Genomic DNA, 25541 nt, shown 5'->3' on the forward strand with positions numbered 1-25541 from the left:
AGCACCCCGAAGGGTGCTTTTTTCATAGCGGATGGATCACTGAGCCGGTTCGTTCTGCCCCAGGATCAGCTGGCCTTCCTTGTTCACCGGGATCTGGTTGCCCGGGTCACGGTCCATACGGACCTTGCCTTCCTTGCCGTCGAGCATGTAGCGAACGTCGTAGCCCACAACCTTGTCGCTGATGTCATTGACCGTGTTGCAGCGAGTCTGGGTGGTGGTGTAGGTGTCGCGTTCCTGCATGCCTTCCTGAATCTTGTTACCGGCATAACCGCCGCCAGCTGCGCCGGCCACGGTGGCGATTTTCTTGCCGGTGCCGCCGCCGACCTGGTTACCCAGCAGGCCACCGGCCAGGGCGCCGATCACGGTGCCGGCGATCTGGTGTTGGTCCTGGACTGGCTTCTGCCGAGTCACGGTGACGTCCTTGCACACTTCACGCGGGGTCTTGATCTGGGTCTTGACCGGTTCCACGGCCAATACTTGCGCATACTCAGGGCCACTTTTTACCAAGCTGTAGGTCGCGACCGCACCACCGGCAGTTACACCGACAGCACCCAATACCGCACCAACCAGCATCGATTTGTTCACTTGAACCTCCTGACCATCACAAGCGGATTAATCCGCGCTTCTCCCAGCCTTGGAGCACAAAAAAAGGCGCGAGTTCAACTCGCGCCTTTTGAGCAGTGACGGATGGAGCGACAAGCCTTACGGGCGGTCGTCCACTTCCGTTTCGGTGGCCGCAGGAGGAATCAGGTCCTCGGTGCTCAGGTTCAGCCAGATCAGCACCACGTTGGCGATGTAGATCGACGAGTAAGTACCCGCCAACACACCGACAAACAGCGCGATGGAGAAACCGAACAGGTTGTCGCCACCAAAGAACAGCAGCGCTGCAATCGCCAGCAAAGTGGAGATCGACGTCGCCATGGTCCGCAGCAGGGTCTGGGTGGTCGAGATGTTGATGTTCTCGATCAGCGAGGCCTTGCGCAGCACACGGAAGTTCTCACGCACCCGGTCGAACACCACGATGGTGTCGTTGAGCGAGTAGCCGATGATCGCCAGCACCGCCGCCAGCACCGTCAGGTCGAAGGTGATCTGGAAGAACGACAGGATGCCCACGGTCACGATCACGTCGTGGATCAGCGAGACAATGGCGCCCACCGCGAACTTCCACTGAAAGCGGAAGGCCAGGTAGATCAGGATGCCGCCCAGCGCCATCAGCATGCCGAGGCCGCCCTGGTCGCGCAGCTCTTCACCCACCTGCGGGCCGACGAACTCGACGCGCTTGACCTGGGCCGGGTTGTCGCCGCCAGCCTTCTGCAAGGCTTCGGCCACTTGGTGGCCCAACTGCGGGTCTTCACCCGGCATGCGCACCAGCAGGTCGGTAGTCGCACCGAAGCTCTGCACGATGGCATCGCTGTAGCCCGACGTCGCCAGTTGCTCACGCACCTTGGTGACGTCGGCCGGACGCTCGTAGGTCAGCTCGATGAGCGTACCGCCGGTGAAGTCCAGGCCGTAGTTCAGGCCCTTGTGGAACCAGCTGAACAACGCCAGTACGGTAAGGAACAATGTGACGCCGAACGCAACGTTGCGAACGCCCATGAAGTTGATTGTACGTAACATGGCAGCCCCTTAAATCCACAACTTCTTGAAGTCACGACCGCCAAAGATCAGGTTGACCATTGCGCGGGTCACCATGATGGCCGTGAACATCGAGGTAAAGATCCCGAGGGACATGGTCACTGCGAAGCCCTTGACCGGGCCGGTGCCCATGGCGAAGAGAATCCCGCCCACCAGCAATGTAGTCAGGTTGGCGTCGAGGATCGCGGTGAATGCCCGGCCGAAGCCTTCGTTGATTGCCCGCTGGATCGACATGCCCGCGGCGATCTCTTCACGTATCCGCGAGAAGATCAGCACGTTGGCGTCCACCGCCATGCCCATGGTCAACACGATACCGGCGATACCCGGCAGGGTCAGCGTGGCCCCCAGCAGCGACATCAGCGCCAGCAGCATCACCATGTTCACCGCCAGCGCGACGGTGGCGATGATGCCGAAGAAGCGGTAGATAGCGATGATGAACAGCGACACGAACAGCATGCCCCACAGCGAAGCATCGATACCCTTGGTGATGTTGTCGGCACCCAGGCTCGGGCCAATGGTGCGCTCTTCGGCGAAGTACATCGGGGCGGCCAGACCACCGGCACGCAGCAGCAGGGCCAGCTCCGAGGATTCACCCTGGCCGTTCAGGCCGGTGATGCGGAACTGGCTGCCCAGCGGCGACTGGATGGTCGCCAGGCTGATGATCTTCTTCTCTTCCTTGAAGGCCTGCACCGCGACGTCTTTCTCGACACCGTCGACCACTTGCTTGGTGTAGGTGGTGATCGGCTTCTGCTCGATGAAGATCACCGCCATGCTGCGCCCGACGTTGCTGCGCGTGGCGCGGCTCATCAGTTCGCCGCCATGGCCGTCCAGGCGAATGTTCACCTGTGGGCGACCCTGCTCGTCGAAGCCCGCCTGGGCGTCGGTTACCTGGTCACCGGTGATGATCAGGCCACGCTCGATCTGCGCCGCCGGGCGATTGCCCTCGCGGAACTCGAAGCTCTCGGACGTCGCTTTGGAAGCACCCGGCTCAGCGGCCAGGCGGAATTCCAGGTTGGCGGTCTTGCCGAGGATACGCTTGGCTTCGGCGGTGTCCTGCACACCCGGCAGCTCAACCACGATGCGGTTGGCGCCCTGGCGCTGCACGATCGGCTCGGCCACACCCAGTTCGTTGACGCGGTTACGTACCGTGGTCAAGTTCTGCTTGATGGAGTATTCGCGGATTTCCGCCAGCTTGGCCGGGGTCATCGCCAGACGCAGCACCGCCTGACCATTGAGGTCGGCCGGCACGATGTCGAAATCGTTGAAATTCTTGCGGATCAGCGCACGGGCCTGCTCGCGGGTATCTTCATCGCTGAAGCCCAACTGAATGGCACCGTCGAGTTGCGGCAGGCTGCGATAACGCAGGCGCTCTTTGCGCAGCAAGCTCTTGACGTCGCCTTCGTAGACTTTCATCCGCGCGTCGAGGGCTTTTTCCATGTCCACTTCCAGCAGGAAGTGCACACCGCCGGACAAGTCCAGACCCAGCTTCATTGGATGCGCGCCGAGTTTGCGCAGCCATTGCGGAGTGGTCTGGGCCAGGTTCAGGGCCACAACGTAATCGTCGCCCAACGCCTTGCGCACCACGTCCTTGGCTGGCAGTTGGTCCTCAGCCTTGACCAGACGCAACAGGCCGCCCTTGCCGTTTTCGGCGATGGACGCAGCCTTGACGTCGATATTGGACGCTTTGAGCGCAGCGCTCGCACGGTCCAGATCGGCCTGGGTGACCTGCAGCGCAGTGCTTGCGCCACTGACCTGAATGGCCGGGTCATCCGGGTATAGATTGGGAGCGGAATAAATCAGACCGACCGCCAGCACCGCCAGGATCAGTACATATTTCCACAGAGGGTATTTGTTCAGCATCACGCCGCCCGCTTATGACGCGGGGCGCCTTGCGCGCCCCGTCGATTGAATAGAAGTTGTTACTTAGATCGCTTTCAGCGTGCCTTTTGGCAGCGTGGCCGCGATAGCGCCCTTCTGGAACTTCATTTCAACAGTGTCGGACACTTCCAGTACCACGAAGTCATCAGCCACTTTGGTGATCTTGCCAGCGATACCGCCGGTGGTGACCACTTCATCGCCCTTCTGCAAGTTGCTCAGCAGGTTCTTCTGCTCTTTGGCGCGCTTGGCCTGTGGACGCCAGATCATCAGGTAGAAGATGACCAGGAAGCCGACCAGGAAAATCCACTCGAAACCGCCGCCCATAGGGCCGGCAGCAGCAGGTGCAGCCGCGTCAGCCATGGCATTAGAGATAAAAAAGCTCATTTAGCACTCCAGTTGCAAGTATTGAATCTAGGGATCGGAAAACTCAGTCCAAGGGCGGTACAGGCAACCCGCGCTTGGCATAGAAGGCCTCGACAAAGGCGGCCAATGTACCCTGTTGAATAGCCTCGCGCAAACCAGCCATAAGCACCTGGTAATGGCGCAAATTGTGGATGGTATTGAGCATACTGCCGAGCATTTCGCCGCACTTGTCCAAATGATGCAGATAAGCGCGGGAGAAGTTCTGGCAGGTGTAGCAATCGCACGTCGGATCCAGCGGCGAATCATCATGGCGATGGAACGCGTTACGGATCTTCAGCACGCCAGTGTCGATGAACAGATGCCCATTGCGGGCATTACGGGTTGGCATCACGCAATCGAACATGTCCACACCGCGGCGCACACCCTCAACCAGATCTTCCGGTTTGCCAACGCCCATAAGGTAACGAGGTTTGTCAGCGGGCATTTCGCTCGGCAGGTAATCGAGCACCTTGATCATTTCGTGCTTGGGTTCACCCACCGACAGGCCACCAATCGCCAGGCCGTCAAAGCCGATCTTGTCCAGGCCTTCGAGCGAGCGCATGCGCAGGTCGCGGTGCATGCCGCCCTGGACGATGCCGAACAGCGCCGCGGTGTTGTCGCCATGGGCGTTCTTCGAACGCTGGGCCCAGCGCAACGACAGCTCCATGGACACCCGCGCCACGTCTTCATCGGCCGGGTACGGCGTGCATTCGTCGAAGATCATCACGATGTCCGAGCCCAGGTCGCGTTGCACCTGCATCGACTCTTCCGGCCCCATGAACACCTTGGAACCGTCCACCGGAGAAGCGAAGGTCACGCCCTCCTCCTTGATCTTGCGCATCGCGCCCAGGCTGAACACCTGGAAGCCGCCGGAGTCGGTCAGGATCGGGCCTTTCCACTGCATGAAATCGTGCAGGTCGCCGTGGGCCTTGATCACTTCCATGCCTGGGCGCAGCCACAGGTGGAAGGTATTACCGAGGATGATTTCCGCGCCAATCGCCTCGATGTCACGCGGCAGCATGCCCTTGACCGTGCCGTAGGTGCCCACCGGCATGAACGCCGGGGTTTCCACGGTACCGCGGGGGAAGGTCAGACGACCGCGACGAGCCTTGCCATCGGTGGCGAGCAACTCGAAGGACATGCGACAGGTGCGACTCATACTGTTTCCTCGGGTCCGCGTGGCGCGGGGTTACGGGTGATGAACATCGCATCACCGTAGCTGAAAAAGCGGTATCCATGCTCGACGGCGGCCTTGTAGGCAGCCATGGCTTCGGGATAACCGGCGAACGCCGAAACCAGCATCAACAGCGTGGATTCGGGCAAATGAAAATTGGTGACCAGGGCATCGACCACATGAAACGGCCGGCCCGGGTAGATAAAGATATCGGTGTCGCCACTGAACGGCTTGAGCACGCCATCGCGCGCGGCGCTTTCCAAGGAGCGCACGCTGGTGGTCCCCACCGCCACCACCCGACCACCGCGCGCACGACAGGCCGCCACGGCGTCGACCACATCCTGGCTCACTTCCAGCCATTCGTTGTGCATGTGGTGATCTTCGATGCGCTCCACACGTACCGGCTGAAACGTGCCGGCGCCGACGTGCAGCGTCACGAACGCCGTCTCCACGCCCTTGGCGGCAATCGCCTCCAGCAACCGCTGATCAAAATGCAGCCCCGCCGTCGGCGCCGCCACCGCCCCCAGGCGCTCGGCGTACACGGTCTGATACCGCTCGCGGTCCGAACCTTCGTCCGGGCGGTCTATATAAGGAGGCAACGGCATGTGCCCGACACGGTCGAGCAGCGGCAACACCTCTTCGGCAAATTCCAGCTCGAACAACGCATCATGCCGCGCCACCATCACCGCCTCACCACCGCCGTCGATCAAGATCGACGAACCGGGCTTGGGCGACTTGCTGGAGCGCACATGGGCCAGCACACGGTGACTGTCCAGCACCCGCTCCACCAGAATCTCCAGCTTGCCGCCGGAGGCCTTCTAGCCAAACAAGCGCGCCGGAATCACCCGGGTATTGTTGAACACCATCAAATCGCCCGGGCGCAAATGCTCAAGCAAATCAGTGAATTGACGGTGAGCCATGGCACCGCTGACCCCGTCCAGGGTCAACAGTCGACTGGCGCGACGCTCGGCCAGAGGGTGGCGAGCGATCAGCGAATCCGGGAGTTCGAAGGTAAAGTCAGCAACACGCATGATGGGGTTCGTCTAGCAGGGCCGGAAAGTCTAGCGGAAATATCAAAAATTCACCATGAAACGTGATTGACCAACGGTAGGCACCTCTCTATACTTCGCCGCCATTGAGCCCTGATGGCGGAATTGGTAGACGCGGCGGATTCAAAATCCGTTTTCGAAAGGAGTGGGAGTTCGAGTCTCCCTCGGGGCACCATCTTAAAGAAAGACCTTGAAATTCAAGGTCTTTTTTTTCGTCTGAAGGAAAGTGGGTTAGCCGTGACCTCAGCCGATCCCCGCACCCTTTGTGGCGAGGGGATTTATCCCCGCTGGGCCGCGAAGCGGCCCCAAATACCAAACCTGTGGCACGGAAGAATCTGTGGTCAGTAAAAGAACCCGTGGCGAGGGAGCTTGCTCCCGCTTGAGCGCAAAGCGCTCACAAAAATGTCACTGCCCCCACCGATACTCCGAGCTACCACCGCCAAGGCATAAACCATCAACCCAACTCCACCCCACCCTCCTCACCCAGTCACAAAGGATTTCACCCCATGGAATTGCTGCTGGAAACGGTCGCTCTTTACTCCCTCAAGCTGGCTTATGAGACGGAAGGCCACAGCCCGATTCTGCGAGATGATCCGTTGATGGGCAGTTGCGACCGTGAGGTTTTTGAGTTGTTGATACGCCGGGGCGATGTGGCTGGGATTCAGGGCGAAATCGGACGATGCCTGGATTTGGCATTGGGGGCGGTTGGTGGGGTGGATACGGTGCTTGGTGGTGAGCTGCATCGTTTGGCAAAAAATTTTGGTGCTGCACAGACGACCGAGGGGCTTTATGCTCCAGCTATCATTCTGAGGGATTATCTGCGGGATGTTCTTTGAACCGAACCCCGACAGGAGGAAATCATGATCGACTTTAAAATGGCTGAAGCGGCTGCCCGTAATGGCTTCAATGATTTTGTACAGGGAGCAAGTAACATCGTTCTGGAGGAGATTGTCATTTCAGATGACAATTCGCGGTATGAGGTTACCTTTAGCTACGATGTCGACCGCACCCCCTCTCCAATCTCAGGAACGCGTACCAGAACGCCGCTTTTTGAATTGGCCACTGTTTTGGGCAAACGGAAAGAATACAAGACTTTTTTAGTTTCATCTAAAGATGGTTCACTCAAGGGATTCAAACGCTACAAAGGCCAATAAGATGGCCAAAAACAAAAAAAGATCGGTACCCAATCACAAAAGAAACATAATTATTGATACCAACCTTCTGCTATTGCTAATAATTGGCAGCGTAGAAGAAGGCAGGTTCATCTCGAGCTCAAAGAGGCTGAAAGACTTTAGCGTTGGCGACTATGATTTGTTGCTCAAAGCCATCCAACCATTTGGAGAGGGCTACACAACGAAATACATTGCCGCAGAGGTCTCCAATCTTCTAGATTTAAAGGGATATGCTCAAGAGAAAGCCTTTGAAATTGCCAGAACCATCTTTGAAACATTCAAAGAGATAGACTCCAATCTCAACGACGATTTACACAACCCCTACCTTCCGCAATTTGGATTGACTGACTCCAAGCTAATCGAGCTGTCATCCACCCATTTAATATTCACCGCCGACGACCGACTATCCCCTCTATTATGGGGATCTGGTGAGGGAAACGTTTACTCACTGGCGATGATAAGAGCACTTGCATCTTAAGGCCGAGTGGGCCATTGGGAAAACTATCGGGAGATGGTTAAACAGTTGCCAAGGACACACGTGAATCTATAAATCGAAATCGAGCGAATCTGGCAGAGATGGACAGGCACGTTTGCAACGGGTATCCCTTCCCCACCTTTTGGCCCGCCTCAGGTTGACTCGTAAATCTCTGTTAGCTTTTTCACTCACTCTTCTACGTAACCAAGGAAGGTCTACAGAATTGAAGGACTCAGACTGATGCCAATTTCAACAGGGGATTTCTTCTACCCTTACGTAAAGTTCCTCCACGGCGCAGCCTACAACCTGCACCAGATCCTGGAGGGGCTTGGCGTCGTGTCTTCGACCTTCACCGGGCGTAACGACGCAGGGCAAATCACCGGAACCTACTGGTCGCCCGATGAAGCGATGGTGATCACGCTTGGCTATCTGATGATGCTGTCGCTGCTGCTGATCCCTTTGATGGCAGCCGCCGCCTATACGGTAGGCAAGAAGCGAGGCGTGCTCATCTTCTTCGCGCTCTTGCTCCTACCGGGTGTGTTGAACTGCCTTGGTCTTTTCCCCGTCATCAATTACCTGCCCATCCGTTACACCATCAATGGCGTTGGGAAACTGGGCAGCGAAGTCGGGCTGATTCCCCTGTTGATGCTTTGCGCCATTACCGGATGGGCCGTCATGGTACTTATCTATGACAACCTCAACCTCACCGAACGCTTCCGTCAGATATACGATCACTTCTGGTTTCCACTGGCATTGGTCGCAGCGGTGTTCTTCGTGGCGGACAACGGCGCCAATGAAGACACTGCATTGCTGAAGGAGGCGACAGCGAGCATCCAGGACGCCAGCTCGTTCCTGCTGAGCCAGATCAGGCGCTACGACGATTACTGTAAGGCTAATGGCTTGGATAACCTGAAGTCGTGCCAGTGGAGCAGCGATTCGCAGTGGACCTTTACTCACCTCAAGGAAGGTGAGGCCAGCTACTTCATAGAATTCGCACCGGACGAGTCCAAAGGGTTCTACGCCGCGAATAATAGAAGAACCATAAGCGATGAGGATGTGATCGCCATTCGCAAGGAGATCAACGACTACAACCAACGGTTGTGCCCCGTGAAGCACTTTTCCAATGGCATGTCGCGCTCATCGCCACTCTCTAGCACCTGCGAGTACGTCCCCCGCGGCTATTGCTCGGTCAATCCTGATGGCCCACCGGGTGTTGTGGACAAAAATATCAGCAGTCACACCGTAGCCTTGGCCAGCGAATGCATCGTTCCGTGGCTCGCCGGTGCTAAGCCGTCCTTGAAGCAATTGTCGGCGCTGGTCAGCCAGCATGAGAAGGCGAAGAATCACCGTTGGCTGTATTTCCTTGCTGTCGCTGTGGCGGTCGGAGCGAAGGTGGCCTTGGCTACTACGAAGCTATGCTTGATTGATGCACGGTCTGCGGAGGATAGGCGTCGAGTTCTGAGGGTTGCATGGCAAAAGCTGGGGCGGTGCGTTCGTGTACTGAAGCGACTGTTGGTTGGTTTCGGACGGTTAGCACGGTTTGCTGCGATTCGGGTAGCCAAGCTGGTTAAACGGGAGTAGCACGGCGGACTAGAATTCTACCGGTAGACACGCCGGGCGCCGGGGGGGTTACGCCAGGCCAACCCTGGTAATAAAGGAGGACAGACTTGTTTCAGCCAAAGAAAATAAATCAGTCCCCTTTTTTACAAATAAAAACCCCGTCGACTACAATAAATTTGAAGGAACAGCCAAATGGATCAAATTTTTCTCGTTCACAGTTATACTAGCATCAAAAAAATACCTATGCTTCGGAAAGCCTGATATAAAGTCAAATTTTTCAGTTTGATAAAAGTTCCTAACAATGAACTCCAAAAATTGTCTCGGCATGAGTGGAGAATGAACAGGAATACGACACCCCTCAATATCGCCCAGAGTCAAATGACAACTAGGATGCGCCATATCCTTAGCTGCCTTTAAATCATAATCAAACCTAAGTGGAAAGGGCACGACTCTTCGACTCACAATCTCCATATAGAGTTCCTCTCGCATATAAAGCTCGGGATCCTCTTGAAAAGGGCGAAGACTAGGCGAAGGATAGTAGGCCAGTCGGTGTTTTAGCAACACATCCCCCTCAAAACGATAAGATAGTTGAAGAAGCCCACCATCAATTAGTTTTAAACTAAAAGAACGACTCTCAAAGAGCTCTTTATAAATTAGATCATAATCGCTATCTACCATAGCAAGACAAATATTCTCAGCCCCCTTGAAAGAAACTTCCCAAAGACCGTTACCGACTTGCTTAGTTGCTGGGAAATTTTGATCATCTACTAAGCCGAGCCCAATAAGCTCGGCAGTCAATTGCTCCAAGTCTTCTCGCACCTTATCTCGAGGCGAACTGGCCCGGCTCATTTATTTCCACCTAGTAGCTGAAGAAGCCTAGCACGAGTCTCGGCATCTAGGTCTTCTGCATTCAGCTCGCCTGACTCTAGCGCCTGGGTTAGCTCTTGAGCTGTATATTTCTTTTGCTCGAGCCGCTGCTTCTCGTGCATTGACAAGTCACGATGTACAATTCGCAACTTACTCAACTGTTCATCCGTTGGGTATTGCATGTTTAGTTTGAAATTATTCCGCTTGAGTGTTTCAAACTCGTAAACAAGCGCATCCATCCCCGGACCAAAGCCGACCACACGCACCCAGCCTTTGCTTCGAGTTATGGCTGTAAATAAGCGATTACGCAGCGTCGACAACCCCGCCCCTAAACCGTCACAATCCTGAGCGTTTATAACGTAAACCATGCCGGCTTCGTTTCCTTTAGCCCTGAAAATTCCGGTAAACGTGACGGATCCTAAATCAGAGCGGAAAAATACATCGGCATCTGTATCAACACCTGCAAGATGGCTCTGAATTCCTCGACCAAATAAAATCTTGCGAATGGATGCACACCGCTCCCTTGCACTCACCGGGTCAGGATTGATGACAATTACGTCGTCGTGACGGAGTTCGTCTTCCGCGAGATTTTTCTCGATCTCCCTCGCCACCCATGCATTTTGCTCAATTTCATTAGGGAATTTTATGATCTGCACGAGTTGATCAATTGGCGAATGTGACTCTAAGAATATTGGGCTTGTTTCATCGGTGCGCTCCAACGAAACAAAAGCCCCCTTACTTAAATCACCACTATGCACTCGATAACCAATCTCCTCCCACAGACTAGGTTGCTCAAACATCTGAACTAGACCTGTATCAACCATCTTCGGAGGCATACGATATATACCAAACCCCAAAGCATGCGCAGTAACCAGTACTGGCCGAGAGTTCCGATAACATTTTTGCAGTATCACATCGCGCCGTTGATCACCTGCGAATGATACTAGTGCATTGCCTTTTTCATCCGTACCGAACAAATCTTCAGGCGGTGGCAGCGAGGTGCCTGAAAGGTTCTGCAGTTCGTCATATGCATATACTAAGCGCTTTGGAGCTTTCAGCATCGAATAACAAAGCTGGAGGAAGCTCGGGGAAAAGTCTTGAGCTTCGTCGACGAGAATCGTGTCATAAATTTCCAAAGGCTTTTTTATTATGTCAAGCGCTGACTTACATGCGCCATCAAAAGCTTTGTTATTGCCACCAAATCGCTGGCTTGCAGCACGAAAATCATAAAACTCTGAACCGCTATGCCTACAAGCCTCATAATAAATACCATCGCGCTCAACACCTCCCGGCGCCCCCCAAGCGTTAAGAATCCGCAACTTCGTCCAATCAGGTTCCTCACCACTTTGCTCAATACAAAAATTATTGATCAAGCGCTTAAACTGCCCCTTAAGTGAGCGAGTATTAAACGTCACTGCAATACGCCAATCAGGCTGCTGGGTATGTAAGTATGCGGCCTTTAGAGCAAGAACGATTGTCTTCCCAGAGCCTGCAAGCCCCCGAATTCGCTGGACTCCTTCAACCGTTTCTACAACAGCACGATTTTGTCGATAGTCGAGTGTTGCGATTGAGTCTTCAAGCTTCTTTAATTTCGCGCCAAGTGAGTCTGGTTTGGCGACCTCACGCTTCGAACGGCTTTTTCTGATAGACGAAAGACTTTCAACTGCAGAAGTAGTCAAACGATAAACTTCATCATCTGCATTCTCCCAGTTAAGACCTAATATTAACGCTGGCAAATTTTTTTCATTTGCAAGCGGATAACCATCCTCCTTCAAGCCTTCTACGTCATTTATGGCAGGCGCAAAGGTCACAACATGCAACTGAGGTAGCAAAATACGCCCCCTCATTAAATCCTTGTGAAGCCTCAACTTTGACTCTATTTTATTAACTAGATCGTCTTGCCTTTCGCCATAAGCACCAACGTCTTGCCCTTCAACTATGTCAAATAAAATAACGCCTTTATCAGGATTCAGAAACGTAGCATCAACGAAAAACTTACCTTCAGGTGTCGCAATAAGTGGATAACCAAAAAAGCAACTACCATCAAGCCCAATGATATGTGAAAGAGTCTCTTCCAACGCCGCAGAAGCGACAGGTTTACCGTTGGTACCTCTGGTGAATTCGACCGTATTCATTTAATAATTCCGAGTTCTGAGGCTTATGCAGTGCATTAGCCGTAAAGCCATTGATCGATTGTACAAGCATAGCGGCGGAAAAGAGCTCGAATAGCAAGACTTTAGATCTTCTTGTTACGACATCTGACAGGCGTGCCAAAGATAGTACGTTTGCCGACAATGCTCCAGTCCGCTCTCCCAATCTGTGAGCCTTGCGGTATCGGACCAGCCCTTGGAGTATTGGTCCAGCAGCGTGCTAACGCGAGGCTTTGGCCCCCTCTGGAAAAACGGGATAGATTTATTTTTCAGCTAAATAAATCTACCCCCTTTTCTCTCCGTCAAGCGTAGATGACGCTACCTCACCTCAACGATATCCAAAGCCCGATTCGCCAACAGCTCACTCACCTCAATCACCTGCAAAATCCCCAACGCAACCCGCCGCCGTGACCCATCCAGATCAAACGCCAAATCACTGATCATGGCATTCGCCGAAGCCAGGTTCTCACTGAGATTTGCAAGCAAACACTCAGAATCAACCCCAGGATCAATCCGTAAAATGGAGTCGGACTTATCAGACGTTTCGCTCTGAGGCTTGGGTTTCAGGTAGTAATCCAACGCGCGGGTGGCCGCGTCGTCGAGCTTTTTGTTGCGAGCAGACTGAGCACGGGAGGTGGGTTCGTCTGTTACTGGAGGATTCGGTGTAATTTTGACCATAGCCTTAGCTCTCTTTGGTTAGGGCCACTTCCCGTTCGCGACTAAACGATTGGGAGGCAGCTGTACGCAGGTTAGTCGACCGACGAGCTAAGGAATCGGCGCGCCCGAGGGCGCCCTGCGCACAGCCACCATCGAGTGCAGGGATGGGGATACCTGACTGATGGGCGCTTGAGCGACTTAGCAACGACGGGCGACTAAACCCGATCACTGATGAGCAGTGACAGGTCCCAAACTACCGACGCCACCCAAGGCGCACAAGCCGGCGGATTCTGGCGTAGTTGTAGGCAAAGGCGCAAGGCGAGGTCGGCTGGCGAGTTGCGGTTGCCCAATGGCTGACAGCCTCGGCTGACGCTTCAGATTGTTCCGGCCCTCAATAGCCAGCCCTACCTGTATTGAGGAAACCGGAACAACCACTTCAAGAAACCTCCTACATCGCGCCCCTCTCTTCCCGCGTTAGCGTCTGCGCTGCATTTAGCGGACGAGACTCACTACGTGGCGACACGCAAAAAAGATATCCCCCAGGTTCGAAACCCGCCCGGCGGCGACGGGCATCACGTCACCTATCGGGACATGACGGCCACCGAACTAGCCGAGCGCGAAGCCCGACAGCAGGCTCATGAAGCCATGCTCGCCCGGCAGGCAGCCTATGAACAGGAACGCTGGGCCACGGTGGTCAAGAAGCCTGTATTCACCATGACTGGAAGCGTGTTTGCCAAAAGCTGCAAGCTGCCCAACGGCATCATCGATTACAGCAACCCCAGCGGCTACGTCCCGGCGGATCTGGTCAAGCAGTACGGCGATCTTATGTGGCTCGGCGGCCGGAGCGCGGACCCATCCGGCGCCATTCCTCTCAAGCGGATTGGCGCGGGCTCGGTTCCGGTTAACTTGGGCCGACTCGCGCTGGGCGGTTCGGCAACTTCTGCGGCTGCAACTGCCGGCGGCACCGTCGGCGCGGCCCTGCTGACCGGCATCGTTGCCCTGCTCTGGCCCTCCAGCCTAGGCGACAGCGCGCTCTACAGCGAAGACCAGCTACGTGACCTCAAGCAAGCCCGCAGTCGCATGCGCTTGAGCGTCGAGCAACAGGCCGATGGCAGCCTGAAGGGCTACGGTTTCTACACCGGCCAGAACCGCGATTGGGAAATGGTCGACGTTGTCCAGTTCACCCCGCGAGCCGATCAGTTCATCGCCGACTTGGGTGACGGCATCGAACTGATCTGGACGCCGGCCATCAACCCGTCCGACACCCTCGGCATCCCCGCCCTGGAAGCAGCGCCCCAGGCACCTCCCATCTGGATCTATCCACCGACGCCGATGGCCGACAGCATCATTGTCGATCCGATCTATCCGCCGGAGTACAAGGATTTCATTCTGGTGTTTCCGGCGGATTCGGGGGTTCGGCCGGTTTATGTGGTTTTGAGTGTTCCGGGGGATCATAAGTACTACCCTGCTCCATTGTCACTTCCGGCGTTTCCAGATGCAAAGTCTGCCCCGTTAAAAACTGCTGTACGCGGGGGAGGTAAAAAACGCCGACGATGGAAAGATCGCTCAGGAAAAATTTATGAATGGGACTCACAGCATGGCGCTGTAGAGCTGTACACAAAACAAGGTAAACACCTTGGCGAATTCAATCCGGAAACGGGTGAACAAACAAAACCCGCAGATCCATCAAGGAGGGTAGAGAAATGAAACACATCATTGAAATTTTCGACGCGACATCCGAAGAGTTGTTACAGAGCGTAGAAATCCCACAGTCGCATTCAGAACAACTAGCTGAGCTGATGGGCTGGACGCTGCCTGAAGATCCATATGACGGCTATGATCTTTTGCCGGACCAGATAGAAACGTTAGAAAAATGGACCCACTCCACACTAAATGGCGACAACCGCATAATTCAAATCGTCTGCGTTGAATAAAGTTTAGGCCAAACAAACCCCGCCAAACCCGTCAGAACAACGCCACAACAACAGAGAAACACCATGCCTTACTTCTCAATAACAGGATTCCACCCAGACGACAAAAAGGGCAACTCATTACAGTTCGAAACTTACATAAAAGACGCAAAAAAAAAGAAGCGCTGGCGCAAATAACTGAAGCCAAACCCTTCGACAAAATTGAACCAAGAGAGCTGGAGATAACAGAGAAACAACTCAGAGAAACAGAAAAAGTTCTAGATATAAAACTTCCTGACGGACTGGAGCATTACATCGAAACTTGCGCCGATTAGCCATCAACAGAAATCGGACAAAAATCCATTCAATGCGAATCAACGGATCAAGCACCTGTCTATAACCAATCATTCTAACCCTCTACAAAACCGTCCCCAAAAAAAACTAATAACCTGTCACTCCTGACAGTATGCAGCTAAGCATCCCAGCCTTATTTTCATTTGTCTCGAGCAAAGGAAAGCCTGGAGTATCCAACGATACGAGGCGCACTCGTTGCTTGAGGCTCGAAAAATGCTGCCTGACTGGAGGAGAATAGTCATGTTGACTAAAGATGATTTCAAGTACTTCAAGGCGGGTGATAAGGTGCAGATCAGGCTTGACCCCAACAGCAAAACAACCCAATGGGTTTATTTTCATGAGATTTTTGCCGAGCGCCTGGAATATCATGATTTGAATTACAGGGAATATTCGGTTGAACTTTCGGCACTTACATCTCCGACAGATTCTTAATCGCCGAAATGGATGATTGTAGCGATCCTTATGTCCAATCGGCGCCAACAGGAGTTGGGCGGGTTGGATTTTCAGAAAATAAAAATAAAATAAAAATCAGAAGCTAGGGGTGTGGATTTATTACAGAAGGTCTTATTGGACAAGACATTCTCCTTATACATCGATAGCTGAGCCACTACAAATTAGAAGGGCAGACAAATGCAAAACTTACCCACAACGGGCTTTTACTTAGATAAAAAACGACGATTCCTTGCCACTTCAAAGATCCATTAAAGATGGGAATGTAATGCCGTATTAGCTGAACCTAGGCTTTCGACAGGGTTTGCTATGGCTTCTGGCGATCAATCACGATATGGCGCCCCTCTCAACGCTCTTTCCCAAACAACCGCTCGGCAATCTGCCGACCTCGCTCCAACCCTTCGTCCGTCAACCAGATCGACTTGTTCTTGTTTACCGGATCGCTGATGAGGCCTTGTTCATGCAATCGGTCCATGACCTCGAAGTCGAAACCTTTCCAGGTGTTGCCGTTGTCGGAGCTGAAGGCTGCCAACAAGGCAAGCACAGCTTCTTCTATCAATCTGTCTTCGTATTCCATGGTCGCTGCTCCGCTCGTGTTAGCAGGTAGGTAGCGCCGATTTTATACCAGCGCCCCTTAAAACCTTAGCCAGTCATCACCTCATCGGCTTGTTCGAGCGCCAACCGATACAAGGTGACAGCCGCCGGTTCCAAGTTATCACCCCAGCTCACACCGAAGCCCCATTCGCCCACTTGAGCAGTGCCGAACAATGACAAGTCCTTCAGAAGCCTGAGCACCAGGAATTGTCGGATGTGCTCCCGCAGGTCAACGTCGTAGCGTTTACCGTTGTCAAATTCCACCTGCAAGGCATGTTTGCCGGGGACGGGCTTCACGCTACTGATTTTGGCTTTGCTGATCATGGGTCAGCTCCTACGACTCTGTTCATTCCACACACACTGCAGGTCAGCGGTGTGCTTTACCGCCCACGCCAAGGCGGCACCTCAAGAATATCCAACGCCCGATTCGCCAACAATTCACTCACCTCAATTACCTGCAAAATCACCAACGCCACACGCCGGCGCGATCCATCCAGATCAAGCGCTAAATTACTAATCATCGCGTTCGCCCAAGCCAAATTCTCATGGAGAAAGAATCATTCCCAGGATCAATCCGAAAATGGAGTCGGACTTGTCGGACGTTTCGTTCTTAGGTTTAGGCAGCGGATCAAACACAAGGAAATCTTCGCTAACATATGCCATGCCGAACAGGCCCACCGCCATCACATATTCAACCTAAGAATAGAATCACTTTCTACCATGATGCGAGGTAACAAATTATCACACCATAATTAATATAAAGCAGCCTCTCGGGCGGCATAATCAAATGGATGCTTTAATTCCCGTTTCGACGAATACCTTTATACTCAATTATCTACTTACCCCCCCTTCAAGCCGCACCAGCTTGAACATTGAACCGACAGTGAGTCAACTCAATTAAAGGACTAAACATGACATCAATAGATCTTCCAGCTATACATATAACAGCATATGAATGGGACCCGATTGTAAGCCCCTTTGGCTCTGGAGCTGGATTTGGGTCTAGCACATTTGACCGTGAAGGCCCAACAAAAGACGGTATATTTGGCAGAGGCGCTCAAGGAGCACTCTATAATTGGGCACTTGCAAACTATGACACCATAACTAAAGCAATACAACAAAGCTACTCAGAAAAACATAAAAACCTACCAAAAACATTGGAATCCGAACTAAAATCCGCTCGAACCAACAACAACTTCATCGTTCTACCTAAAAATGAGTCCATCATTCGAGAGATAGCATTACGCGAAGCACTCATTAAGCACAAAGCGACCGAACTAGCCCAACAGACCAATGTGGCCAATACTTTTTACGGATCTTCCCCAATCAACAAAACACCGATTGACCTTGCAAGTCGATATCGCGCCCGACAACTGCTCAATACTGTTAAAGCGGCTTGGTCAGACTCGTACACCGCTGCCTTTAATGCAAAATTACTGTCTGAAGGAATTTCTCTCCTAACTGGACAATCTACTGTGCTCAATAGAGAGTTGAAAGCTGTTGAGGCTCGTATTGCTGCGGCCAAAGCTGCTGCAAAAGCCGCGGCCGACAAAGCTGCGGCAGTCGCGAAAGCCGCTGCTGACAAAGCTAAGGCAGACAAGCAAATCGAAGCAGACAACATCAAGGATGATATTCTTTTCGTCACTAACTTTTATAAAGAAGTAGCGGAAAAATTTGGCGAGAAGGCCTCGGCCCTAGCTAAAGAGTTAGCTGAAAGCGCTAAAAGCAATAAAATCAAAACCGCTGACGAAGCAATACACACATTCAACAAACACAAAGATTCAATACACAAAAAATTCGGAAAACAAGATCGAGAGGCTATCGCCAGGGCGATAGATTCTTTAGACAAAGAGACGCTAGCGAAGAACCTTTCCCGTTTCAGCAAAGGACTGGGTGGGGTTTCGAAAGGCGTTGACCTTGCAGAATTGCTAGTAGAATTTGTAAAGGCAACGGACAGTGGCAATTGGAAGCCATTCCTGATCAAGCTGGAAATCATTAGTTTAGGCGCAGCTGCGACCTTCATAGTTGCCGCAATATTTGGAATCGCTGCCACAACACCCATCGGCATACTTACCTTTGCTGTATTAATGGCGGCAACGAGCGCTTATATTGACGAAAAATTAATAGAGAAAATCAACAAGGATATTTTAGGCGCATAGACTTATGGGCGTTATTTTCTTAATGACGCCCTCACAGTAAAAAACCGCATAACAAACATGACAGAAAATGGCACAGCCAAAATATAACAAAATGCATAATACATAACATAAATGCTATTCTTAGCCGTACCCTCTTTAAAAAAACCGCTATACCAAAACTCCTTTGAAGTGAAATTCAACGCTATTCCTTCTAGGAATTTTTTCGAAAACGGATAAAGCACTGCGCTTACACCATAGAATACAATTTCCTTGGAGAGTGCGAGATCCCCGGCACTAGGTAGACCATACCAAGTGCATGCACAAACACAGAACATAACCACCCCCCAAATGAGATGGGTAAAATAGTATTGCTTATCCATAAATCCGAAATCCCTCTCCTTGATAGTTATACCACTAACGCCATTGCAACTTCTTTGGCTATCATTTAACTTCTGTTAAACATATCTATCAACATAAAGGGCTTTGCTGAGCAAAGCCCTTCCATCTAGGCGGCACGTAGCGCTGCCGCCCTACCTCACCTCAACAATATCCAACGCCCGATTCGCCAACAGCTCACTCACCTCAATCACCTGCAAAATCCCCATCGCAACACGCCTTCGCGATCCATCCAGATCAAACGCCAAATCACTGATCATCGCGTTCGCCGAAGCCAGATTTTCACTCAGGTTCGCAAGCAAACACTCAGAATCAACCCCCGGATCAATCCGTAAAATGGAATCGGACTTGTCAGACGTTTCGCCCTTAGGCTTGGGTTTCAGATAAAAATCCAACGCTCGCGTGGCAGCGTCGTCGATTTTCTTGTTGCGGGCGGACTGGGCGCGGGATGTGGGTTCGTCTGCCGCAGGAGGATTCGGAGTCACTTTTACCATCGTCTTGCTTCCTGTAATTGGAGCCATCACCCACTCGCTGCTAAACGATGGGAGGCAGCTGTACGCAGGTTAGCAGACCGGGGAAACAAGAAACCGGCGCGTCCGGGGACGCCCTGCGCACAGCCACCATCAAGTGCAGGATGGGAATCCCGACTGGATGACGCCTTGCACAACCTGTTTCACCGCGAGCTGCTAAACCCGATCACTGATGAGCAGTGACAGGCCCCAAACTACCGACGCAACTCCAGGCGAACAAGCCGGCGGATTCTGGCGTAGTTGTAGGCAAAGGCGCAAGGCGACGTCGGCTGGCGAGTTGCGGTTACCCAATGGCTGACAGCCCCGGCTGACGCTTCAGATTGTTCCAGCCCTCAATAGCCAGCCCTACCTGTATTGAGGAAACCGGAGCGACCACTTCAAGAAACCTCCTACATCGCGCCCCTCTCTTCCCGCGTTAGCGTCTGTCCTGCCTTTACCGGACGAGACTCACTACGTGGCGACACGCAAAAAGGACATTCCCCAGGTTCGAAACCCACCCGGCGGCGACGGGCATTACGTCACCTATCGGGACATGACGACCACCGAACTGGCCGAGCGCGAAGCCCGACAGCAGGCTTATGAAGCCATGCTTGCCCGGCAGGCGGTCTATGAGCAAGAACGCTGGGCCACGGTGGATAAGAAGCCTTTACCCATCGTGCCCGGAAGCGTGTTTGCCAAAAGCTGCAAGCTGCCCAACGGCATCATCAATTACAGCAACCCCAACGGCTACGTCCCGGCAGATCTGGTCAAGCAATACGGCGATCTCATGTGGCTCGGCGGCAGGAGCGTCGACTCATCCGGCACCATCCCCCTCAAGCGGATCGGCGCTGGTACGGTTCCCGCTACCTTAGGCAGGCTCGCGCTGGGCGGTTCGGCAACTTCCACGGCTGCAGCTGCCGGCGGCACCGTCGGCGCAGCCCTGCTGACAGGCGTCGTCGTCTTGCTCTGGCCCAGCAGCCTGGGTGACAGCGCGCTCTATAGCGAAGACCAGTTACGCAAACTCAAACAGGCCCGCAGCCGCATGCGCCTGAGCGTCGAGCAACAGGCCGACGGCAGCCTCAAGGGCTACGGCTTCTACACCGGCCAGAATCGTGATTGGGAAATGGTCGACGTTGTCCAGTTCACCCCACGAGCCGACCAGTTCATCGCCGACCTGGGGGATGGCATCGAACTGATCTGGACGCCAGCTACCAATCCGTCTGACACCCTCGGCATCCCCGCCCTGGAAGCCGCGCCACAGGCCCCGCACATCTGGATCTACCCCCCGACACCGATGGCCGACAGCATCATCGTCGACCCGATCTATCCGCCGGAGTACAGGGATTTCATTCTGGTGTTTCCGGCGGATTCGGGGGTTCGGCCGGTTTATGTTGTGGTGAGTACGGCTCATCATGACTACCACCCGAAACCCGATTTTTTACCTGCTTTTCCAGGCGCGAAATGGGCTCCGCCCAAAACCCGTGTGAAAGGTGGAGGGTTGCGTCCTCGCTGGAAGGATAATGAGAAATTCATATATGAATGGGATTTTCAGCACGGTGCAGTAGAAAAATATAACAAGCGAGGAAAGCACTTGGGCGAATTCGACCCTATTACCGGGGCCCAAACCAAACCAGCCAATCCAACGAGGTGGGTAGAACCATGAAACACAAAATAATGGGCGTAATAGACGGTGACGACTTTGCCTCATACGAACAAACTCTATGCATTGACACCCAGGCTCTAGCAAAAATCATGAACTGGACCAAAGAAGAAAGCTATTTGTACGATTACGAATTGAACACATCTCAAATTGAAGCATTGGAAAATGCGTGCTCAATAGAGCTACCTCGAAACCTGTTGCTTTTTTTAACCAGCAGTAACTAGGTTGGATAGGCCTCGTTAAACGCCAATGCAAAGTCTTCCGCTTTTGAAAAGAGCAGCATCTCCACGTCACCTATCTCGACATTGAGTTTTCGAGAGACATTCACCAACAGTCCGATGTAGGTCGAGTAGACATCGGTCGTTGCAATTCGAAGCCAGTGCTGTTGCCGCGCCAGGGTCTTCAAGCGCGGCCAACATGCGTTGAGCTGCGTGTTTCGACCTGCCAAGTGCGGAAACCACCAGCGTTGTTCATCACCGTGAATCATCTGCAGGACATTCAGGGAAAATGAAACCCGCGCATCGAAGATGGCATGCTCGTTTGGATTCGAGAATGCCGCCACTTTCGACCATGAGGCAATTCCTTTGTGATTTGGAGGCACTTGCCCCTGTGACACGGTCTGAACATAGCCTTGCATCGTTGCAGGTGCATTTCTTTTGACACCTCCCCAGACTCGCACCGCGTAGTCCGCAAGTGCCATCCGTTGTTCGGGCGCCGCCCCCCAATTCCGGGAGGCATTTCGCTTCAGTGCGTGTGTCTTTTCATACCAGTTCGAGCCACCAATCTCCCATTCAAACGAGTGGCGGACGAGCGCGGTATTAAACTTCCAAGTGTAGATTTGGGGAAGTGACGGCAGGTGCTGTGTGGCGTAAGAAAGCAGCGTATTTTCGAGAGAATGCATGAACGGGATCACGTGTTGAACGAGGCGGCCATGATAATGGACTCCCAGTGCTCCTACACGCCACGCAAAAAATCTTTCCAATCCATCCCCTCCCGCAAAGCCCCCATCCGCTCCAGCAAACGCCCCCACCCATCCCCTCGATAATGCCCCTTCACTCACCCCTACCGCTGCAACCGAGCACCGTGTACCCCATGAACCTACGCACCTTCATCCGGAGCTATTGCCACAACTCCAGGCTCGCCACGAATGCCCTGACCCGCCTGCACAAGGCGCTCTCCTCCCTGGCCGGCTACCTGGCCCAGCAAGGCTTCGATTCCAAAACGTGGCCGATCACCCGTGACGAAGCCACGCTGGACCGTCGCCTCAACACCGTCTGCCCAGAACTGGCCGCCACCGTGTTCAGCCACACCCGCGAAGGCATCATCCTGGTCGACCCTTTCGGGCGGGTCATCGCCGTGAACGAGGCCTTCACCCGGCTCACCGGTTACGGGCAGGAAGAGTTGAAGGGCCGTGACTTGAACTCCCATCGCATGGTACGGCGGCTCGCGGCGTTTTACGGGCCGATGAAGAACGCGCTGGATTTCCACGGGCATTGGTCCGGTGAGATTCAAAGCAGCCACAAGGATGGCCGGGAGATGACGTCGCGGATCAGCATCAGTGCGGTGCATGACCGGCACGGCAATGCTCAGCACTACGTGGCGCTGCTCAGCGACATGACGCAGATGAAACAGCGTCTTCAGCTCCTGGAGCGCGACGCCCGGTATGACGCGCTCACGCAACTGCCCAATCGCTTGCTGCTGGCCGAGCGGATGCGCCAGGCGTTGGGCAAGGCGCGTATCCATCAGCAGAAGGTGGCCATCGCGTTTATTGATCTGGATGGGTTCAAGGCGCTGAACGACAGTTATGGGCATGACTGGGGGGATCGGGTGTTGCAGATTGTCGCGGCGCGGATCAATGCGACGTTGCGTGAGGGCGATACCTTGGCGCGGCTGGGGGGTGATGAGTTTGTCGCGGGGCTGGTGGGGTTGCAGGCGGTGGAGGACAGCGAGCCGTTGCTCAAGCGGATGCTGGCGGCGGCGAATGCGCCGATTTTGATTGGTGCGCAGACGGTGGAGATTGCCGCGAGTATCGGGGTGGCGTTTTATCCTGAGCATGGGCATGAGGTCGATGGGCTGATCAGCAAGGCGGATCAGGCGATGTACCTGTCGAAAAAGGCCGGCGGGAATCGTTTGGCGTTTTGTCCGACGCGGTTTATTTCCCTCAATAGCGAAGTCTGACGGTGGTACCGACGGTTCGTTCGGCGCCGGTCATGACGCCGTAGTCGCCGGAGCCGAGCAGTGAATACACGGCGGTGATGTACTGACGGTCGAAGACGTTGCGCACCCAGCCTTCCACTTCCCAGGCACGGTCCTGGCTGCGCAGGCCCAGGCGCAGGTTGGTGAGACCGTAGCTGGGTTGATAGCTGCCTTCGCCGCCTTCGAGGGTGCCGGAGTAGCCGGTGCGGAAGCTGTAGTCGACGCCGCTGTAGGCTTCCAGGCCGTAGGGCAGCGGGTGGGTATGGTCGAGGCCGCTGCTGAGGCTCCATTGCGGCGCGTTGTAGAGGCGGTCGCCGCTGAGGTCGCAGGTCCATTGGCCCGACTCTGGTGGGCACGGTGCGTTGGGAAAGCTACGGTAGCGGGCGTCGCTCCAGGCCAGGCCCAGGCGCCAGGTGAGTTGCGGGTGAAGTTGCCAGGCGGAGTCGAGTTCGATGCCGCGCAGGCGGACTTTGCCGACGTTGATCAGGTTGTCGCGCAGGGGTGGCGCGAACACAGACGTGGGCGGGCTGTAGGTGAGCGCCTGGTAGTTGTCGACATCGGTCTGGTAGACGGCGAGGTCGAGCAATGCGCGCTCATCCCAGAAGCGTGTTTTCATGCCCAGCTCCAGGGACGTGGCGCGCTCCGGTTCGAAGGTGGGCGCGGTGAACGGGCCGACCACGTCGAAGTTGATGCCGCCGGCCTTGTAGCCCCGCGACCAGCTCACGTAGCTCATCACGGCATCGCTGAAGCGGTAACTGGCGCTGGCGAGGTTGGAGATATTGTCTTCCTCGATCGAATCCTCACGGTAGTAACCGCCACCGAGGGCGATGTCGCGCAGCAATTGCCCACCCGACTGGAACACCGGTGGTAAGCCGGTCAGCGGGGCCAGGTTGCTGACGTCGCGGGAGATCCAGCCGTCCTTGCGCTCCTGGCTGTAGCGCAGGCCGCCGGTGAGCTCCAGCGGCTCAATCGGACGCCAGGAGAGCTGGCCGAAAATCGCCCGGCTGTCGCCTTTCTGTTCACCGTCATAGCGTTGCCGGGCGCCGTCGAGCAGCATGGCCGGCACCTGGCTCGGATCGGTGATGTTAATGCCCAGTTTCTTCAGTTGCTCCACTTGATCGCCGACGAACCAGGGCGCGGCGTCCTTGCCGAATTCGGTGTCGATCCGGCGGTCGAGCTGTTGGCGCAGGTAGTAGAGACCGGCGACATAGTCGATGGACGAGCCGGCCGTGCCGGACAGGCGCCATTCCTGGCTGAACTGGCGGTGGCCCAGCTCGGTTTCGGATTGGATCACCGACAGCGCGGTGCTGTCGCTATCGCGGGTGGCGCGGTAGTCCCAGTCGCGGTAGGCGGTGATGCTGGTGAAGCGCATTGCCTCGTCGAGGTCCCAGTTCAATTCCAGTGAGACACCGTTCTGCAGGGTTTGCGGATGACCCGGCGCGTCGATCCGCGTTTCGCGTTGGTAGGGGTCGGGCTCGGTCAGCGGATAGCCGACGAATTTGGCGCGTTTGCGGGTTTGCTCGCTGTAGTGATTGACCAGCAGGACGTTGCCGGCTTCGTTTTGCTCGGCATAGTCAGCGATCAGGCGGGCGCTGAAGTCGGCGTTCGGCGTCCACAGCAACTGGCCCCGCAGGCCTTGGCTGTCGGCGTCGCCGAGGCGGGCACCGTCTTGCAGGTTTTCCACTGCGCCATCGGTGGAACTGTCGAAAATGTTCAGTCGCCCAGCCAGCACATCGTCCTGCAACGGCCCGGAAATCGTCCCGCGAAACTCACGCAAACCGTGTTCACCGTAGCTGGCTTCGAGGTTGGCTTCGGGCTGGAACGTCGGTTGCCGGGTGACGATGTTCAACGCGCCCGCGGTGGTGTTCTTGCCGAACAAGGTGCCTTGCGGCCCGCGCAGGACTTCGATGCGCTCGATGTCCATCAACTCGGTGAAGGCCATGCCCTGGCGCGCCTGGTAGACGCCATCGACGTAGGTGCCGACGCTGCCTTCCAGGCCATCGTTGTAAGCGGTCGCGCCGAAGCCGCGCAGGCCGAAGCCGGCATAACGCGCGTCGTGCCCGGACACCACCAGGCCGGGGACGCGCTGTTGGATGTCTTGCAGCCGATGCAGGCCGGCCTCGTCCAGTTGCTCACCGTAGAGGACGTTGATCGGGATCGGCACCTGCTGCGGGTCTTCTTCGCGGCGGCGAGCGGTGACGGTGGTTTCGTCGAGTGTGAGAGCAGTGGGCGCCGCTTGTTCGGCCTGGACCGACGCCCAGGGCAACGTCGAAAGGCTGCCGAGCAAGAGCAGTCGGTAACCCAAACCCGACATG

Annotated in this window: 24 protein-coding genes, 1 tRNA gene and 2 pseudogenes; 11 read left to right on the forward strand and 16 right to left on the reverse strand. The window is 54.7% G+C overall.

The features are described 5' to 3' along the window. Positions 1-36: 36 nt before the first annotated feature. The 6 genes and pseudogenes from GN234_RS13285 to queA all read right to left on the reverse strand — a co-directional run bounded on the left by GN234_RS13285 (position 37) and on the right by queA (position 6120). Complete coding sequence (locus tag GN234_RS13285; RefSeq protein ID WP_109753612.1) at positions 37-585, reverse strand: glycine zipper 2TM domain-containing protein; 549 nt, start codon at positions 583-585, stop codon at positions 37-39. Positions 586-702: 117 nt separating this feature from the next. After that, positions 703-1617 (reverse strand): protein translocase subunit SecF, encoded by a 915-nt coding sequence (secF, locus tag GN234_RS13290; RefSeq protein WP_109753611.1) that lies wholly within the window; start codon positions 1615-1617, stop codon positions 703-705. Between the two features lie 9 nt (positions 1618-1626). After that, positions 1627-3495 (reverse strand): protein translocase subunit SecD, encoded by a 1869-nt coding sequence (gene secD, locus GN234_RS13295; RefSeq protein ID WP_176688582.1) that lies wholly within the window; start codon positions 3493-3495, stop codon positions 1627-1629. A 63-nt stretch (positions 3496-3558) separates the two neighbouring features. Next, entirely contained in the window at positions 3559-3897 is a 339-nt protein-coding gene (gene yajC, locus GN234_RS13300) for a preprotein translocase subunit YajC (protein WP_003197982.1), read from the reverse strand. Positions 3898-3940: 43 nt separating this feature from the next. Next, positions 3941-5056: a tRNA guanosine(34) transglycosylase Tgt gene (tgt, locus tag GN234_RS13305; RefSeq protein ID WP_176689588.1), complete on the reverse strand. Its 1116-nt coding sequence runs from the start codon at positions 5054-5056 to the stop codon at positions 3941-3943. A 14-nt stretch (positions 5057-5070) separates the two neighbouring features. Beyond that, positions 5071-6120 (reverse strand): annotated as a pseudogene (queA, locus tag GN234_RS13310) (tRNA preQ1(34) S-adenosylmethionine ribosyltransferase-isomerase QueA). Between the two features lie 108 nt (positions 6121-6228). Between queA and GN234_RS13315 the strand changes: the two are divergent. From GN234_RS13315 to GN234_RS13335, 5 genes are all read left to right on the forward strand, one after another. Next, positions 6229-6313, forward strand: a tRNA-Leu gene (locus tag GN234_RS13315). Between the two features lie 331 nt (positions 6314-6644). Continuing rightward, a complete protein-coding gene (locus GN234_RS13320) occupies positions 6645-6974 on the forward strand; it encodes a hypothetical protein (RefSeq protein WP_163855246.1) in 330 nt (109 codons plus the stop codon). Positions 6975-6998: 24 nt separating this feature from the next. Beyond that, positions 6999-7292: a hypothetical protein gene (locus GN234_RS13325; protein WP_176688583.1), complete on the forward strand. Its 294-nt coding sequence runs from the start codon at positions 6999-7001 to the stop codon at positions 7290-7292. Position 7293: 1 nt separating this feature from the next. Next, the gene (locus tag GN234_RS13330; RefSeq protein WP_176688584.1) at positions 7294-7788 is read left to right on the forward strand and encodes a PIN domain-containing protein; all 495 of its coding nucleotides are present in this window, start codon (positions 7294-7296) and stop codon (positions 7786-7788) included. Positions 7789-8025: 237 nt separating this feature from the next. Beyond that, entirely contained in the window at positions 8026-9366 is a 1341-nt protein-coding gene (locus GN234_RS13335; RefSeq protein WP_176688585.1) for a hypothetical protein, read from the forward strand. 144 nt (positions 9367-9510) lie between these two features. On the opposite strand, the gene GN234_RS13340 is transcribed toward GN234_RS13335, so the two are convergent. The 3 genes from GN234_RS13340 to GN234_RS13350 form a co-directional block, all read right to left on the reverse strand. Then, positions 9511-10194, reverse strand: coding sequence for a DUF2290 domain-containing protein (locus GN234_RS13340; protein WP_176688586.1), 684 nt, complete (start codon positions 10192-10194; stop codon positions 9511-9513). Next, positions 10191-12347, reverse strand: coding sequence for a DEAD/DEAH box helicase (locus GN234_RS13345; protein WP_176688587.1), 2157 nt, complete (start codon positions 12345-12347; stop codon positions 10191-10193). The genes GN234_RS13340 and GN234_RS13345 overlap by 4 nt, the downstream gene beginning before the upstream one ends. A 333-nt stretch (positions 12348-12680) precedes the next feature. Continuing rightward, positions 12681-13040, reverse strand: a complete 360-nt coding sequence (locus tag GN234_RS13350) for a DUF6124 family protein (protein WP_176688588.1) — start codon at positions 13038-13040, stop codon at positions 12681-12683. 492 nt (positions 13041-13532) lie between these two features. On the opposite strand from GN234_RS13350, the gene GN234_RS13355 reads away from it, so the two are divergent. From GN234_RS13355 to GN234_RS13365, 3 genes are all read left to right on the forward strand, one after another. After that, positions 13533-14726 (forward strand): colicin E3/pyocin S6 family cytotoxin, encoded by a 1194-nt coding sequence (locus tag GN234_RS13355; RefSeq protein ID WP_176688589.1) that lies wholly within the window; start codon positions 13533-13535, stop codon positions 14724-14726. Then, positions 14723-14953 (forward strand): DUF7683 domain-containing protein, encoded by a 231-nt coding sequence (locus GN234_RS13360; protein WP_176688590.1) that lies wholly within the window; start codon positions 14723-14725, stop codon positions 14951-14953. The genes GN234_RS13355 and GN234_RS13360 overlap by 4 nt, the downstream gene beginning before the upstream one ends. A gap of 570 nt (positions 14954-15523) precedes the next feature. Beyond that, positions 15524-15715, forward strand: a complete 192-nt coding sequence (locus GN234_RS13365) for a hypothetical protein (protein ID WP_176688591.1) — start codon at positions 15524-15526, stop codon at positions 15713-15715. A gap of 364 nt (positions 15716-16079) precedes the next feature. Here the strand turns inward: GN234_RS13365 and GN234_RS13370 are convergent, their stop codons facing one another. The 3 genes and pseudogenes from GN234_RS13370 to GN234_RS30315 all read right to left on the reverse strand — a co-directional run. Continuing rightward, on the reverse strand, positions 16080-16310 hold the full coding sequence (locus GN234_RS13370) for a DUF6429 family protein (RefSeq protein ID WP_176688592.1): 231 nt from the start codon (positions 16308-16310) through the stop codon (positions 16080-16082). A gap of 65 nt (positions 16311-16375) precedes the next feature. Further along, entirely contained in the window at positions 16376-16651 is a 276-nt protein-coding gene (locus GN234_RS13375) for a DUF2442 domain-containing protein (RefSeq protein ID WP_176688593.1), read from the reverse strand. Between the two features lie 56 nt (positions 16652-16707). After that, positions 16708-16945, reverse strand: a pseudogene (locus tag GN234_RS30315) (DUF6124 family protein); the annotation flags it as partial. Positions 16946-17238: 293 nt separating this feature from the next. On the opposite strand from GN234_RS30315, the gene GN234_RS13380 reads away from it, so the two are divergent. Further along, entirely contained in the window at positions 17239-18486 is a 1248-nt protein-coding gene (locus GN234_RS13380; protein ID WP_176688594.1) for a colicin-like pore-forming protein, read from the forward strand. An 11-nt stretch (positions 18487-18497) separates the two neighbouring features. On the opposite strand, the gene GN234_RS13385 is transcribed toward GN234_RS13380, so the two are convergent. Both GN234_RS13385 and GN234_RS13390 read right to left on the reverse strand, forming a co-directional pair. Next, a complete protein-coding gene (locus GN234_RS13385; RefSeq protein WP_176688595.1) occupies positions 18498-18845 on the reverse strand; it encodes a colicin E1 family microcin immunity protein in 348 nt (115 codons plus the stop codon). A gap of 150 nt (positions 18846-18995) precedes the next feature. Continuing rightward, positions 18996-19355, reverse strand: a complete 360-nt coding sequence (locus GN234_RS13390; RefSeq protein WP_176688596.1) for a DUF6124 family protein — start codon at positions 19353-19355, stop codon at positions 18996-18998. Between the two features lie 490 nt (positions 19356-19845). On the opposite strand from GN234_RS13390, the gene GN234_RS13395 reads away from it, so the two are divergent. After that, positions 19846-21033 (forward strand): colicin E3/pyocin S6 family cytotoxin, encoded by a 1188-nt coding sequence (locus tag GN234_RS13395; RefSeq protein ID WP_176688597.1) that lies wholly within the window; start codon positions 19846-19848, stop codon positions 21031-21033. 217 nt (positions 21034-21250) lie between these two features. Here GN234_RS13395 and GN234_RS13400 read toward each other — a convergent pair whose 3' ends face one another. Then, entirely contained in the window at positions 21251-21931 is a 681-nt protein-coding gene (locus GN234_RS13400) for a hypothetical protein (RefSeq protein WP_176688598.1), read from the reverse strand. A gap of 191 nt (positions 21932-22122) precedes the next feature. On the opposite strand from GN234_RS13400, the gene GN234_RS13405 reads away from it, so the two are divergent. Further along, positions 22123-23208 carry a sensor domain-containing diguanylate cyclase gene (locus tag GN234_RS13405; RefSeq protein ID WP_176688599.1) on the forward strand — a complete coding sequence of 362 codons (1086 nt, stop codon included), beginning with the start codon at positions 22123-22125 and terminating at the stop codon, positions 23206-23208. Here the strand turns inward: GN234_RS13405 and GN234_RS13410 are convergent. Then, positions 23192-25540, reverse strand: a complete 2349-nt coding sequence (locus tag GN234_RS13410) for a TonB-dependent receptor (protein ID WP_176688600.1) — start codon at positions 25538-25540, stop codon at positions 23192-23194. The two genes, GN234_RS13405 and GN234_RS13410, sit on opposite strands and share 17 nt — an antisense overlap. Between the last annotated feature and the right edge of the window lies 1 nt (position 25541).

The organism is Pseudomonas bijieensis, from assembly GCF_013347965.1.
GTDB lineage: Bacteria > Pseudomonadota > Gammaproteobacteria > Pseudomonadales > Pseudomonadaceae > Aquipseudomonas > Aquipseudomonas bijieensis.